The following is a 13,922-nucleotide window of genomic DNA, read 5'->3' as shown; positions in this document are numbered from 1 at the left end:
ACACATTTCCCGGCTCAATTAGAGTCGGGAATTTCCGTATCTACTAAAAGTCCCACTTAACGCCAAGTTTTAGCCAATTCAGCGAAGTGCTTTCGTTATTCACTCTCTTATAAATGCCATACCAATAATAGCGCGTATAACTGCGTTCCAGTCCCAGATAATAACTCATCTTCCAATGTTTCCACGAAACGGTCGCACCCAACAACCCATAAAATTTCTTGCTTTTTTCGTAATCTGGATCCGTTGTGCCGACGGCAAAGCCGTAAGACAAGTTCATCTTTGCTTCAACTGTAATGCGGTTTTTAAACTTGTACGAAATTCTGGAACGCAATACAGGGCCGAACCATTTCGCTACAGAACCAAGCCATTCCACACTTTTTTCGTCGGTCAAAGAATCATTAACAGGTTTTTCTTGCCAAAGCGTAACAGAATCGCCATCGAGCTTTGCCCCCACATAAACCGTTCCGTTCAAGCCTTCGGGTACAGTCCTATGCCACGAAGCGTACAACGCATACGACATAGGGCCTGAGGTCTGGTAGTACGCCCACCCCACAACGCCCACGCGCTGTTTTTCAAAACGGTACAAGTCCTTTTCAAACCATGCAAAAAAATCCGACGAAAGAGCCTCTCCTTCAATATTGAAGTCATAGCCCACATCCAAAAGCAAGCCGCGTCCAAACAACGTATATTCAAGCCCAAGAGCGGCATTCCAGTCGTTCGTATCGAGCATTGTCATTTTATCGTTGTTCAAGAAATAATCCGCCTGAGCATACGCAGAGAACGTGTGCAGCCAATTTCCGTATTCATAATCCACATACGGATTCACGTTCAGGAAAAGATCTCCGCCAACCTCGCCTTCATCCATGCCGGTCGCTTTGTAGTGCATGCCGTAAAAACCAAGTTCCCCGGCAACATGGAATTCCCACGGTTTTTCTTCGGACAAAACATCCGTCGAGTCCGTCGATTCTTCGCCGCCATTTCCCAACGCCGCCTTGTATTCGCGGATAATTTCCTGAATTTCCTCAGTATATTCGCCCGGCAAGGCCGCAGCTTCTTCAAATGCTTGAATAGCCGCAGGAATATCACCCGATTCCTCGAATTTCATCGCACGGTAATACGCTTCCTCCTGCGTCTCGGCAAAAAGCGCAGTTGCAAATAGCAAAAAGATAAAACCAAACAAACGATACATTTATATTCTCAGAAATTAACCCTTATTCCAGCCCTTGGGGAACACAGGCATAATAGGTTTTACCACCGGTTTATCTTTCGGATTTTTTTCGCGCAAACGCGGATCGCCCGGATGCAAAGGCTCCATTATTTTTTTGTCTCCAGGGCGACCCATCGGGCCAAACGGAGGGTTCCACAGAGGTCCTTTCTGGGCTTGCTTTTCTTCCAGTTTCTTTTCACGGACAAGGTCTTTCTTGAGTTTATCTTCATTTCTTTCGATAGGAGCTTCAGGCACATGCTTTTCGACCGCAGGGAGGCCCGCAACAGGAGCTTTCGCAGAAGCATCCCGCATTTCGCCCTTCTCGGCGGCGGTTTTATTCCTCAAGTCCTGAAGAATTTGTTCACGAGCGGCTCGCCGTTCTTCACGCAACTTTTGCCAGTCGCCTTTTTCTTTTTCCGACATGTTCGGAACATTGTGTAACGCCTCGCGGGCTTCAACAGGCGTCGGGACGCTTGCCGCCGGACGAGAATCCAAATCGCCTGCCATAGCGGTCGCCGCCATCACCGCAGACGCCATTACGATTTTTTTCATGACCACACTCCTTAAGTTAAGCATCGACAATTTACCCCACATCGCTACACCTTAAAGTCTTCTTTTTTCAAGTTCAAACGTTCCATGATTTCACGCAGCACCTTACGGTCAATGCCAAGGATGGTCGCCGCAAGCGTCAAATTCGCACGGGAATCCTTGAGAGCATGGGAAATCACTTCGCGTTCGACCGCTTCGCGGGCTTCCTTGAGCGTGCGCGGGGATTCCTTCGCCTGCACCTGCATGTCGTCAAGTCCCAAATCTTTGGGCTGGATGACACCATGAACAGCCTGCACAAGGCCCTTCTGCACGCGGTTTTCGAGTTCACGCACATTGCCCGGCCAGTGGTAACCGAGCAGAGCCTTTTCGGCATTGCGGCTCAGATGGAATTTCCCGCGTCCGTATTCCGCGCCGTAACGTTGTATAAAGTTTTCCGCCAAAAGCACCACGTCCTGACCGCGGTCACGGAGCGGCGGGAGTTCGAGCGGCAACACTTGTATGCGGAAATACAAATCTTCGCGGAATCGCTTTTCGCGAACATCTTGTTCCAAATCCACGTGCGTTGCACTGATCACGCGCACGTTCACCGGAATTTCGCGGTTGTCGCCCACACGCGTGATATGCTTTTCTTGCAGCACGCGCAAAAGCTTCACTTGCATATTGAGCGGGAGTTCGCCGATTTCGTCGAGGAAAATCGTACCGCCGTCGGCTTCTTCGAAAAAGCCTTTCTTGTTTTCAATCGCCCCCGTGAACGAACCCTTCGCATGCCCGAACATGAGCGATTCCATCAAATGTTCCGGGATGGCACCGCAGTTCACCGCGATGAACGGCTTCTCGGCACGTGGGCTATGCTTGTGGATGTAACGCGCCATCACTTCCTTGCCCGTTCCCGTCTCGCCACGGATAATCACCGGGAGCGGGAGCGGCGAAAGCTTATCCGCCATGGCAATCACATCAATCATCGATTTGGACGAATAAACAATCCCGTCTTTGCGGACGACATTTTTCAGCGTATCGAGCGATTCCTTGTCGCGCAAGCGGTCGTAGGCCGCAAAAGCGAACTTTTCGCAGACCGCCACAAACGAATCAAACAGTGCGCTATCTTCTTCGGTAAACGGCTCTTTGCGGGCGGCACGTTGCAAATAAAGGTACCCTGCCTCGGAATCTGGCGTGCGGAAAGGCGACACCATGATACTCGTAAGCTGGTTCTGCACAATCGACTTGGACAAATCCGCTGATTCATCATCGAGCTGGTTCCACACAACGGCACGCTTTTCGTTTTTCGCAAGCTTCACCGCCGAAATGGAAATAGAAACTTTTTCAGGGTTCGAAAAATGGAGCGGATCTTCACCGCCGATGTCCAAGACAGCGGCATCCGCATGCAAAACATCCTTGGCCACATCCAGAATTTTCGGGAATAGAGCCTCGGGCTGTTCCTCGTCTAAAAGAGTCTTGACCACATCAAGCATCTTTTCTGTGGCGAGCATTGATTCCGATTTCATAACAAAACCCTGTAATTTACGCTGTTATTCGGCAGCAGGCACAGGGAGTTCCAAAAGCAAACTATCGACCTTTAAATTAGGCGAAACTTCGCTTTCAGCCGAAGATTCCATGTTCCTTGACCGCTTTAACAGCTTGTCCCCTGTAGCATCGATTCCGAAACGCATCGTTCCGCTCGAAAGCAACAGAACTATCAAAGCTAATATAAGAATCAAAACGCCCAAAACGCCCCATTTTAGCCCATTTTTTTTCTTACGAACCACAAACGGGAGGTCCTTTTCCAAACGGTTTGGAACTTTTAGTACCGCATTCCCGGACAAGCCAGCCCCCGTCGATCCAAAGCCCATCCGTGCAGAAAATATCGAGCCTGTAAACTGAGTGACAAGCGTCACAAGAGCCACTTCGCCATGAACAATCTTGTCCAGCGCAATCTCCAAAAGCTCATCCAGTTCGTCCAAGTCCTCGACACGTTCCGCGACATCAGAACGGAGCAGCCCTGCCCACAAAGGCTCCAGTGCCGAAAGCAGCAGCTCCCCTTCCGGCGTATTGAAATCGCCTGATGCGTAAAGCTTTTCCGTAACGTTCACGTTATCAATGTTCGCCATCTGCTCGGCAAACTGCTCATAGCCATCCGCACAGACAAGGTCTTCGCCCGCAATCCAGCGGTACAGCAAAAGGCCGAGGCTGAACAAATCGCTTTTTTCGTCAGCAATCTTGCCTTGGAAACGTTCCGGAGCCGCATACGCCAACACCCCCGGACCGACGATTCCGCAATCGATAAGGACGGCCTGCAAATTCGCAGAATCCGCATTGTTCGCACCAGTTTTGCGATCCGCGGTTGCATTCGACACAGAAAAAATCACATTCGCAGGACTCAAGTCCCCATGCGAAACACCCTGCTTTTGCAAAGCGACAAGCGTCGATGTTACCTGACGGAGTGCAAATAACGCCACCGCCACAGGCACTTTGCCTAACTTGTCCGAAACAACGCCCTCGACAAAATCGTAAATCAAGTATGGCGTTCCGTCGCGTTCGCCCCATTCTTCTATGCGGTACAAACCCGGAACATGCACTTTGTACGTTTTTTCAACAACGTTTTCGTCAAACGAGAATCCGTCGTTATACCACTTGAGTACAAAAGGCCTCCCGCCGATATTCAAGAGGTAAATAGACGCTTCGCCGCCTCGATGCAGCAATACAGCACCCGCCACGGAGTCCAAGAGCGACTTTTCGGACTTTTTCATAAGGGAACCTCTAAAAATTGCTTTGATCAAAAAAATTTGAGCGAAACCAAGTGCAGGCAGGAACGAAAAGAGGTGAATACTGGAGGTATTTGCCTCTTTGAGTGACGAAACTGCACGAAGTGTTGCAGCCAAATTTTTAAAAATGAATTTTTAGAGGTGACCATAGCTTACCCGCTTATAATTTACCCGAATAAACCATCGCCTTGAGCGAATCTTCTGCAATGAGCGTCCATTTGGCTAGTACCGCATCTTGCGGCAGAGCTTCGTGGCCCATCGACCAGATATCCCATGCAGATTCATAATCGCGAGCGTTCCAGTAAAGGTTTCCGAGGTTCACGTATGCCGATGCAAATTTCGGTTCACGCGTCACGATGTACGCATAAATTTTTTTCGCTTCTTCAACATCACCCTGACCGCTAAGAATCAAGGCCTTGAGGTTGTAACTAAAGTAATTTTCCGGGTCGAGCTGGATGGACTTGTCCAAAAGCGATAGCACTTTGGCATGGTCGTTAGCCGAAAGCATGGCGCGAGCAAGGTAAAACAACGAAGTCGAGTACATGGGCTTTATTTTTTCACTGCTATCGACCGCAGACAAAATCTTAAATTCGCGGACAGTGCGCTCCCACAAAGGAAGCGTATTTTCCTTTATGCGTTCCTTGTCCTCGGCTATGGCGTAATACGCAATCGCAAGTCCGTAGCGGGCATCCCTGTTCGCCGGTTGAGCGTCCAGAACTTTCGAGAAATTCTTCGCCGCCCGCTTGTAATCGCCGATACGGAGAGCCTCGTCCCCACGGTTCATGTCATTTCCATTGCATGCAACAAAAACCGTCGCGACAAGCATCGCGAACAAAAGTTTCAACCCGCCGATAAAGCGTCCATGAACAACCCAGCACAGCATGTTATAAGTATATATAAATTTTAGACGAGAGACTATAAATGCGTAAGGCGAATATCGCGTAAAAACTTGTTTTTACATGATTGAGCCTAGCATTTAGCACATGTGCAAAGACGAGAGAGTGTTGAATTTGAGACGAGTAGGTTGCAAGTTGAGCGTCGCGACGATGAGTTTACTCATCGGCATGACCGAAACGCAGCACCTGACGCCGAAGGCGTCTAAGATTATAGACTATAGACGAGAGATTGTTGTAAATTGGTCAATGGTTGTTGGTCAGTAGTCATTAGTCATTGGTTATTGGTTGTTAGCATTGGTTATTTGTCTGTAGATGGTAAAGATTCGAAGTTGTCATCCTAGAGACGTCAGCCGATAGGATCCAGTTACAGTGAACAATAAACAGTGGTTAGTGGTATGGGGTATGGGGTCGCCCGCTACAGCGGGCTTTGAGGTATGAGCAATCGCAATAGGTTCCGTATCTGTAATAAGTTCCGTGTAAGCCGGCCCCGGCCCTTCGACATGGTTCGGCAGGCTCACCAACCGAGCTCAGGGACCTAAGAGGCCGGGGTGACAATGTGATTAGTACTGTGTAAGCAGACTCCAGCTCTAGCCAAGGCAGACAAACTTAATGTTTTGAGCAATCTAATTACAATAACCTCACACCCCATAGCCCATACCAACCTAATCCCTACAACCTAAAACCTATAACCTAACACATAACAAAAAAGCCCCGCGAATGCGGGGCAAAAGAATTTGTCGTAAGAAAAATATCTTACTTGTCGATTTCGTACTGGGCTACGAGGTTGCCTTCGGCATCGAGTGCACGGACAACGTTTTCGTCACGCTGGAGGGTGAGGTTCGTGGTTTCGCCCTTAGAAGTCGTGTATTGCACAGAGAGAGAACCGTCTTCGTTCTTCACTGCAGCAACGGAGTTGCCCTTTTCGTCCTTCTGGTAGTAGGAGTCGTCAGAAGCAAGCGGATTGGAACCCGTCCAGAATTCAACCGTATTGAGGACCAGCCAATCGACAAGGCCGATACTGATTTCATAAATAGGAACAACCCACAAGAGGAAGTGGACGCAAGAGTTGAGCCACTTGTTGCCCAAAGAGCCGTTCCAGCGGAGCAACTTCTTGGTAAGGCCATAGCTACCATGGCATCCAGAGAGAACGAGGGTACCTGCACAGATAAGAGCGAGGATTGCTTTTTTCATGTTTACAAACTCCTTATATTTTAGTGTTTTGATTTTGAGCGAAATATAAGAAACATTAACTCTCTTTGCTAGTAACACAACAAATTGTAACCGGCAAATTTACAATAGCTCACAGCTTTTTCGTGAGCATCGTCACACATGGTTCCAAAACTCTCATTTTTTTCAAATTCGAAACTTTCACCCAGCGAAAATCGTCGTATCCATATATATGGAAGAAATTTTTTTCAAGCTCAACTTCATAGCCCAACAGTCGAACGTTATCATCATTCACATCGCCTTTAAACAAGCCACAATCCACGGCGCCCAAAGGCTGCACTTGCCAGAGATTGACCGTCAACCGTTCAAAAAAAACTCTTTCTAAAGCATCTTCAAGCGTTTCATCACCTTCCAAACTTTCCGTCGGAAGTTCCCAATAGCCCGGAAAAGGCCCCCCGGCAGGCCTTTTACACATCAAAACCCGTCCATTTTTCTTTACAATTCCGCAAACTGCAAGCATTTATCCCCCATTTTGGAATTTCCCTCACAACTTTTTATTTTGATTTCTTTTATCTTTTTATTAAATCTACAAATATCATACATGATAGATACATTTTGTCGATTTGGAAAAGGAGTAAACCAATGAAGGTGGCAACCAAGCTTATCAGCATTATAACAATGATTGCTGTTTCAACCATTTTTGCAGCAAAGGCACCACAAGCAAAACAGGCTGCCAAACCAGATAGCTTGACAGTTTGGATTATGCCGAACGGGGCATCGCCACAAGAAAAACTCGAACAGAGACTGCACCTTTATACCAAGAAAACGGGCATCAAGACGAAAGTCGTCGTTTTGGACTGGGGCGAAGCTTGGAACCGCATCACGACAGCCCTTTCCTCCGGCATTGACGCACCGGACGTATTGCAGCTCGGCACCACTTGGGTTCCGTACTTCGCCTCCCGTGGCGAAATCAAGCCTTTGAACGAATGGCTCCCGCAGATTGACCCCTCCCGGTTCGTCCCTGTAAGTTGGAACACAACGCATATCGATTCCGACACAACCATTTATTCCGTTCCGTGGTTTATCGACATCCGCCCGATTTTGGCGAACAAGCGCATCCTAAAGAAAAACAATATCAAGCCTGAAGATATCGCAACATTCGATGGTTTTGTAAAGGCCATCCGCAAAGTAAACGACAGCCACGAAACACTTGACGACGGCACCAAGGTACGTGCATTTGCGTTCCCAAGCAAGATCGACTGGAACATTCCGCACAACTTCGCCCCGTGGATGTGGAGCAATGGCGGTGACTTTATCGCCAAAGACCAGGAAGGCAAGTGGAAAGCAAATGTCCTTTCTCCAAAGACCATTTACGGCATTGCCAAGTATTTGAGCTTCGTTCTAGACACCCTAGTCAGCACCGATGCTTTGCAGATGAACACGGCTCAAATCGTCCAGCACTTTAATGCAGGCGAACTCGCATTTATCGTGAACACCTCCGAAGTTATCATGCAGACGAGAATCGAAGGAGAAAAGGGAGGTCTTTTAAACACGAGAATCGGTAACGACAGTGTCATGGCGCTCCCCATACCGAAAGGCACGGAAGGTTCCATCTGCTTCATCGGCGGAAGCAACCTCGCCATCCCGACGGGCAACAAAAAGCCGGAAGCTCTAGATCTTTTACTTTATCTCACCAACGACGAAAACCTTGATGCCTACACCAAGCAGATCGGCATGCTCCCCGCTTCAAAGAAGGTGCTCGCCAACTGGTCCAAGGATGACGACTACAAGACGCTCGTTCCCATGCTCGGCACAGGACGCGCCTACACCGCTATTCCTGAATGGGGCGATATCGAACAGATTCTTGTCGCGATGTTCAGCGCCATCTGGGACCATCTCGAAATTCCAGCGCTTTATTCCGAAGAAAAGATTTACGAAATCCTCACGAAATATTCGAATGACATAAACAAGCGCCTGAACAACAGGACTCCTGACGGCTTGACTTTTGCAGAGTTCCGCGAAACGTGGCACAAAGCGCTCAACATAAAGGAAACCAAGAAAAACACGCCTCACATAACGAAACAGCCGGCTCCCACTCCAGAAGAACTGGAAGACTCCGGCTTTAATCCTACCCCTTGGATTTTCGCTATAGCCGTGCTTGTCGGATTCATCTTTGCCGTCACCCGCAAAAAGAAGCGCTAATCCGATAGCAACACTTCAAAAAAGATTCCGCTATGAGTAGTTTAAGATTTTCAAACATTACGAACAGCATTATCATCAAGAGCTTAATACTTTTGATTATTTCAATGCTCATGATCGTAACGATCGGAACCTACATCTTTACGCAAAAACAGATGAAGACCACGCTGAAGCTGAGTTATGATACCAATGATACCCAGTTGCAGCTGCTTGCAAACACGGTCAACAACGAAATGGAACAGTTTGCAAGCCGTCTGTCTTTGTTGGCAAAGACTTCCGAAATCCAAAGCATGGACAAACTCATAGCGGCCGGATATCTTAAAAGCTACAACATATCGTCTCTATTCATTTCTGGCGAATCCATCTCGCTTTTCGACCGGAGTTACAACCTTGTCTGCAATAATGCCATGCTGGGTTCGACAAAAATCAGCTATCCTATCGAATTCAACCGCATTTCGCCGCACAAGACCACCGCTTCACCATGGTACCGTGATACAGACGGAACACCCAAGCGCGCATTCGGCGTTGTTATCAACGACCGAGCACACGGCGACGGACGACTGGTATCCAATTTTTCAATCCGCCGTTTATGGAAATACTTCTCAGAATACAAAGTAGGGCAGAACGGAATTCTCATTGCTTGCAACGGTCAAGGAGAAATCCTCTACCACCCTGATATGCGCACTTGGCTAGACGGAGTCCACAAGATGTCCGAACTCGGCCTTGGAGAAATGAATATCAAACAAGATATCAAGAACAACATTCAATTCGTGACACTTGAAGACGGAAAAACCTACCTCATCAACAGGACGTTCAATTCGAGCAACGATCTTGGACTCATTTCTCTCCAGCCCAAAAGCGAAATTGACGCCATGGTTTCATCGGTCAAGCATATCAGCCGCATTATTTTGTACAGTTCGATTATAGCCATCTTGCTCGTGTCTCTTTGGCAGATTTTGATTGTCTGCAAGCCGTTGAACAACTTGATTGACCACATTTCGCAAATCACGGAAGGAAACCTTGACATCGAAGAATTCAAGTCAAAAAGAAGCCAAGACGAAATTGGACGGCTCGCCAAAGTGTTCAACCAGATGCACGCGACTATCAAGCGACAAATTAAGGAATTGAACGAACATAGGGACTTGCTTGAAAAAGAAGTCAAGGAACGCACTTACGAGCTTGAACAAGCAAACAAGAAATTGGATATCATTTCGAGAACAGACGAACTCACGCAACTGCCGAACCGTCGCGACATGCACAAGACTATCGAAAAAGAAGTGGAACGCGCCAACCGTACAGGGAAGCCGTTCAGCATCATCTTTATCGACATCGACCATTTCAAGAATGTCAACGATACTTATGGCCATGCCACTGGCGATGCCGTGCTCAAGTCTGTTTCTAGCACTATCCGCAGTTTGCTGCGTAAGTACGATGTTCTCGCACGCTACGGAGGCGAAGAATTCTTGACGCTCCTGCCGGAAACAGAAGTGAACGACGCCGCTCTCGTCGCAGAACGTTTCCGCAAGCAAATCGAAAACCAGACGATTTTCTTTGGCGACCAAGAAATCAAGGCGACAATAACTCTTGGCGTTGCCCAGTATGATAGCAGTCTCGGTGCAGAACGCTGCATCCAGCTTGCAGACAAGGCTCTTTACGACGGAAAGGAAACCGGCAGAAACAAAGTTGTCATCTGGACTGAAGACCTCGAGAAAAAAACTGAAAACGCCAAGCAGTCGTAAAATTCTATTTTTACGTGCATGAACATCGACTTTAACCGAAGACTGTCTATCGCTCCGATGCTCGACTGCACGGACCGCCACGAACGTTACTTTTTGCGTTTGCTCTCCAAGCATGTTTTGCTGTACAGCGAAATGGTTGTCGCTACAGGGCTTCTGCATTGCGACAACACCGACATGTTCCTCGGTCACGAGCCGATTGAACACCCCGCCGTATTGCAGCTAGGCGGAAGCAACCCGACATTACTCGCCCAAGCATCAAAGCTTGTTGAAGCCGCAGGCTTTAGCGAAGTCAACTTGAATTGCGGCTGCCCCTCCGACCGCGTGCAGAACGGAAAATTCGGCGCATGCCTCATGAAGGAAAAGCAAATTGTCGCGGATTGCTTCAAAGCCATGCAAGATGCCGTATCAATCCCGGTCTCCATCAAGTGCCGTATCGGCGTTGACGACCTCGATAGCTGGGAATTTTTCACAGACTTTATCCAAACCGTACGCGATGCCGGTTGCCGCATCTTTATAGTGCACGCCCGCAAGGCATGGCTCAAAGGCCTTTCTCCCAAGGAAAACCGCGAAGTGCCGCCGCTCCATTATGAGTTTGTGCACCGTCTCAAAGCAGAAATACCGGACTTGAACATCAGCATCAACGGCGGCATCAAGACACTCGACCAAATCGAAGAACAACTCCAAGACCTCGACGGCGTGATGGTTGGTCGCGAAGCCTACGAAAATCCGTGGTTCCTGCGCGATGCCGACGCACGCATCTTTAACGATGTTCGCCCCGAAAGCACAGACCCCGCAGAAATCATCGCAGGGAATGCCCGCCCCGCCACACGCAAGGCACTCCTCGAAGCTTACCTCCCCTACGTCGAAAAGCAGACCGCCGAAGGCTGCCCCGCAACCATTCTCGTGAAGCATCTCTACGGGCTGTTTACCGGGCTCCCCGGAGCGCGCAAGTACCGCGCCATGCTCAGCAACGAAAGTCCCCGAGCCAAGGAATACGGCGGCGCGGTCGCATTAATTAGGAAAGCGATGGACATGGTAAGTGAGTAGGAAGTAGGAAGTAGACAGTGATTAGTGGTTAGTAGGCAGTAGGATGTAGGAAGAAAGCTGTCATCCCGGACACCGTTCCGGGATCCGTTATTTAAAAAGAAAGCCGCCCCCGGCACACTTCGACGTAGCACAAAGCATCGCTTATTAGGCCGAGTAGACAATGTAATAGGAACCATATCTGCACAAAGCTCAGTTTTCAATGAGGTCATCCTGGAGGCGAAGCCGATAGGATCCATGCGTGAAGTTGGCGGTGAAATGCGATTGGTGCAGTATCTGTAATGGGAGCCGTGTAAGCGAGGGGTGCCGTGTCTGCGGTTAGTGCCGTGTAAGCATATAGAACTGCATAAAGAGGCCACACGGATTGTGAAAAAACTAACGTTTTTTCTTTCTGGTGGATTAATGCTATCCGGGTGGCAAATAATGAAAATAGAGGTATGCAATTGGTGCCGTACAATCTGACCCCGGCCCTTCGACGTAGCTCAGGGACCTTAGGCCGGGGTGACAACGCGAGGGGTGCCGTGTCTGCGGTTAGTGCCGTATCTGTGATTAGAACGGTCCCGAAGCAGTCATCCCCAAAGCGTAGCGTGCCCATAGCCCAGAGCGGAGCGACCCCAAAGCGAGTTCACGAGCATGCCCATTGCTAATCCCTAACCCCTACAACCTATTACCTAATACCTCTTCAATCTCTCGTCTTTGTATATTCGCCTTCGGCTCATATACCAAATGCTGGGCTCGGTCATGGGTGTGCGAGCACCCCCGCGAACGCTCGCCCTCCGCATTTGTCGTCTTTCGTCTCTCGTCTTTCGTCTGTAGCCCCGAAGCGAGCGTTCTTTCGTCTAAAAATCCCCACTCGACCCCTTGACAAATCAAAATTTTTTTTCTCTATTTGGATGCGTATTTTTAAGTTTAACCTTTAACGGAGATACAACATGCCTTGCGGAAAGAAAAGAAAGCGCAGGAAGATTGCGACTCACAAGCGTAAGAAACGCCGTCGTCGTGACCGTCACAAAAAGAAACTTCGCTAATATCCGTTAGCATTTTCTTGTGATTTCCTGTAAAAGACGGAGTGTAAAAGCTCCGTTTTTTCGTTTTTCATTTAGGAAAGTGACAGGAAACACTCGAAAAAAACGTTTTTATACAAAAAAAATTGTAAAATAACTTGGTAAAAAAGGGTTTCGCCCAAAGGAAAAGAAATGATAGATCGCAACAAACACTTCCTCCGCCTCATGGACTGGAGTGAAGAACGCATTCTCGAAACCGTCGCCATTGCCTCGCAGCTCAAGAAAGAAGTCCACGCGGGCAAGGTCTCCGACCGTCTCCACGGTCAGAACATCGGCATGTTCTTCGAAAAACCGTCTTTGCGAACTATTACAACTTTCCAGGTGGGCATGAACCAGCTCGGCGGCCACGCCGTATTGCTCTCCCCAGATTCGATCGGTCTTGGCAAGCGCGAAAGCGTCAAGGACGTCGCCCGCTGCCTTAGCCGCTGGGTGAACGCCATCGTGGTCCGTTGCTTCAAGCAGCAGCTCGTCGAAGAACTTGCTGAATATGGTTCCATCCCAGTCGTGAACGCATTGACCGACGATTGCCACCCGTGCCAAGCTATCGCTTTTGCCCAAATGATTAACGAAAACCTCGGCGGATTCAAGAACGCTGATGGCAAGCCGAAGACGGTCGCTTTCATTGGTGACGGCAACAACGTCGCAAATTCGTTCCTCGCTCTTGCCGCAAAGGTCGGCATGAACTTCACACTCGCTTGTCCGAAGGGATTCGAACAGCCCAAAAACGTTGTCGAAGAAGCTTTGCCGCTTTTGAAGAATCACGGCTGTGAGTACCGCATATTCAACGACCCGAAGGAAGCTGTCAAGGACGCCGACATTCTCTATAGCGACGTTTGGGTTTCCATGGGTCAAGAAGGCGAAAAGGCTACAAAGCAGTCTCACTTCTTGCCGTTCCAGATCAACGACGAACTTTTAAAGCTCGCTCCAGCACACTGCAAGGTCAGCCACTGCTTGCCCGCTCACCGCGGCGAAGAAATCACGGACTCCGTGATGGACAACCTCGACGTGAACATGAGTTTCGAAGAAGCCGAAAACCGCCTGCACGCCCACAAGGCCGTGCTCTGGCAGGTGATGGAACCGTTCGCAAAGTAAGAATAAGCGAAAAGAAGCTATATTCAATCACACGAACAAGCGCATTTCATAGACTATATATAAAGACCGTAGCACCTCGCTGCGGTCTTTATATATAATAGCGATACTCATCCATCTAACTTTACTATCTTATCTATTATGAAAATAAAAGATGTATTCATGGGAACAGTCAGTCGAATCCTACGTTTTACAGGGATTCTCCTTAT

General features: G+C 48.7%; 11 protein-coding genes. 4 read left to right on the top strand and 7 right to left on the bottom strand.

The genetic code is table 11. From position 1 onward, the window contains the following. Window positions 1-43: 43 nt before the first annotated feature. The 7 genes from IKG78_RS01590 to IKG78_RS01560 form a co-directional block, all read right to left on the bottom strand. On the bottom strand, window positions 44-1,189 hold the full coding sequence (locus IKG78_RS01590) for a hypothetical protein (RefSeq protein ID WP_290938457.1): 1,146 nt from the start codon (window positions 1,187-1,189) through the stop codon (window positions 44-46). Window positions 1,190-1,204: 15 nt separating this feature from the next. Next, the gene (locus IKG78_RS01585) at window positions 1,205-1,759 is read right to left on the bottom strand and encodes a hypothetical protein (protein ID WP_290938455.1); all 555 of its coding nucleotides are present in this window, start codon (window positions 1,757-1,759) and stop codon (window positions 1,205-1,207) included. 44 nt (window positions 1,760-1,803) lie between these two features. Further along, window positions 1,804-3,258, bottom strand: a complete 1,455-nt coding sequence (locus IKG78_RS01580; protein WP_290938453.1) for a sigma-54 dependent transcriptional regulator — start codon at window positions 3,256-3,258, stop codon at window positions 1,804-1,806. 24 nt (window positions 3,259-3,282) lie between these two features. Then, window positions 3,283-4,500 carry a serine/threonine protein kinase gene (locus IKG78_RS01575; RefSeq protein WP_290938451.1) on the bottom strand — a complete coding sequence of 406 codons (1,218 nt, stop codon included), beginning with the start codon at window positions 4,498-4,500 and terminating at the stop codon, window positions 3,283-3,285. 175 nt (window positions 4,501-4,675) lie between these two features. Next, a complete protein-coding gene (locus IKG78_RS01570) occupies window positions 4,676-5,398 on the bottom strand; it encodes a tetratricopeptide repeat protein (RefSeq protein WP_290938449.1) in 723 nt (240 codons plus the stop codon). 766 nt (window positions 5,399-6,164) lie between these two features. Then, window positions 6,165-6,602 carry a DUF3332 family protein gene (locus IKG78_RS01565; RefSeq protein ID WP_290938447.1) on the bottom strand — a complete coding sequence of 146 codons (438 nt, stop codon included), beginning with the start codon at window positions 6,600-6,602 and terminating at the stop codon, window positions 6,165-6,167. Window positions 6,603-6,711: 109 nt separating this feature from the next. Further along, complete coding sequence (locus IKG78_RS01560; protein ID WP_290938446.1) at window positions 6,712-7,098, bottom strand: NUDIX domain-containing protein; 387 nt, start codon at window positions 7,096-7,098, stop codon at window positions 6,712-6,714. A gap of 122 nt (window positions 7,099-7,220) precedes the next feature. Here IKG78_RS01560 and IKG78_RS01555 point away from each other — a divergent pair, with 122 nt between their 5' ends. The 4 genes from IKG78_RS01555 to argF all read left to right on the top strand — a co-directional run bounded on the left by IKG78_RS01555 (window position 7,221) and on the right by argF (window position 13,716). Continuing rightward, window positions 7,221-8,780: a sugar ABC transporter substrate-binding protein gene (locus IKG78_RS01555; protein ID WP_290938444.1), complete on the top strand. Its 1,560-nt coding sequence runs from the start codon at window positions 7,221-7,223 to the stop codon at window positions 8,778-8,780. Between the two features lie 32 nt (window positions 8,781-8,812). Continuing rightward, window positions 8,813-10,516 carry a diguanylate cyclase gene (locus IKG78_RS01550; RefSeq protein ID WP_290938442.1) on the top strand — a complete coding sequence of 568 codons (1,704 nt, stop codon included), beginning with the start codon at window positions 8,813-8,815 and terminating at the stop codon, window positions 10,514-10,516. Between the two features lie 18 nt (window positions 10,517-10,534). After that, window positions 10,535-11,563 (top strand): tRNA dihydrouridine(20/20a) synthase DusA, encoded by a 1,029-nt coding sequence (gene dusA / locus IKG78_RS01545; RefSeq protein ID WP_290938440.1) that lies wholly within the window; start codon window positions 10,535-10,537, stop codon window positions 11,561-11,563. A gap of 1,193 nt (window positions 11,564-12,756) precedes the next feature. Beyond that, a complete protein-coding gene (gene argF, locus IKG78_RS01540) occupies window positions 12,757-13,716 on the top strand; it encodes an ornithine carbamoyltransferase (protein ID WP_290938438.1) in 960 nt (319 codons plus the stop codon). The last annotated feature ends 206 nt before the right edge of the window (window positions 13,717-13,922 follow it).

It is taken from the genome of Fibrobacter sp. (genome assembly GCF_017545445.1).
GTDB lineage: Bacteria > Fibrobacterota > Fibrobacteria > Fibrobacterales > Fibrobacteraceae > Fibrobacter.
The sequence above is the reverse complement of the archived record's forward strand: the minus strand, read 5'-3'. Positions and strand labels throughout refer to the sequence as shown.

Bases quoted from the DNA above. Each gene is read 5' to 3' on its own strand.
- IKG78_RS01565 (WP_290938447.1), bottom strand. From the start codon at position 6,602: ATGAAAAAAGCAATCCTCGCTCTTATCTGTGCAGGTACCCTCGTTCTC.
- argF (WP_290938438.1), top strand. From the start codon at position 12,757: ATGATAGATCGCAACAAACACTTCCTCCGCCTCATGGACTGGAGTGAA.
- IKG78_RS01580 (WP_290938453.1), bottom strand. From the start codon at position 3,258: ATGAAATCGGAATCAATGCTCGCCACAGAAAAGATGCTTGATGTGGTC.
- IKG78_RS01585 (WP_290938455.1), bottom strand. From the start codon at position 1,759: ATGAAAAAAATCGTAATGGCGTCTGCGGTGATGGCGGCGACCGCTATG.
- IKG78_RS01590 (WP_290938457.1), bottom strand. From the start codon at position 1,189: ATGTATCGTTTGTTTGGTTTTATCTTTTTGCTATTTGCAACTGCGCTT.
- IKG78_RS01550 (WP_290938442.1), top strand. From the start codon at position 8,813: ATGAGTAGTTTAAGATTTTCAAACATTACGAACAGCATTATCATCAAG.
- IKG78_RS01555 (WP_290938444.1), top strand. From the start codon at position 7,221: ATGAAGGTGGCAACCAAGCTTATCAGCATTATAACAATGATTGCTGTT.
- dusA (WP_290938440.1), top strand. From the start codon at position 10,535: ATGAACATCGACTTTAACCGAAGACTGTCTATCGCTCCGATGCTCGAC.
- IKG78_RS01560 (WP_290938446.1), bottom strand. From the start codon at position 7,098: ATGCTTGCAGTTTGCGGAATTGTAAAGAAAAATGGACGGGTTTTGATG.
- IKG78_RS01575 (WP_290938451.1), bottom strand. From the start codon at position 4,500: ATGAAAAAGTCCGAAAAGTCGCTCTTGGACTCCGTGGCGGGTGCTGTA.
- IKG78_RS01570 (WP_290938449.1), bottom strand. From the start codon at position 5,398: ATGCTGTGCTGGGTTGTTCATGGACGCTTTATCGGCGGGTTGAAACTT.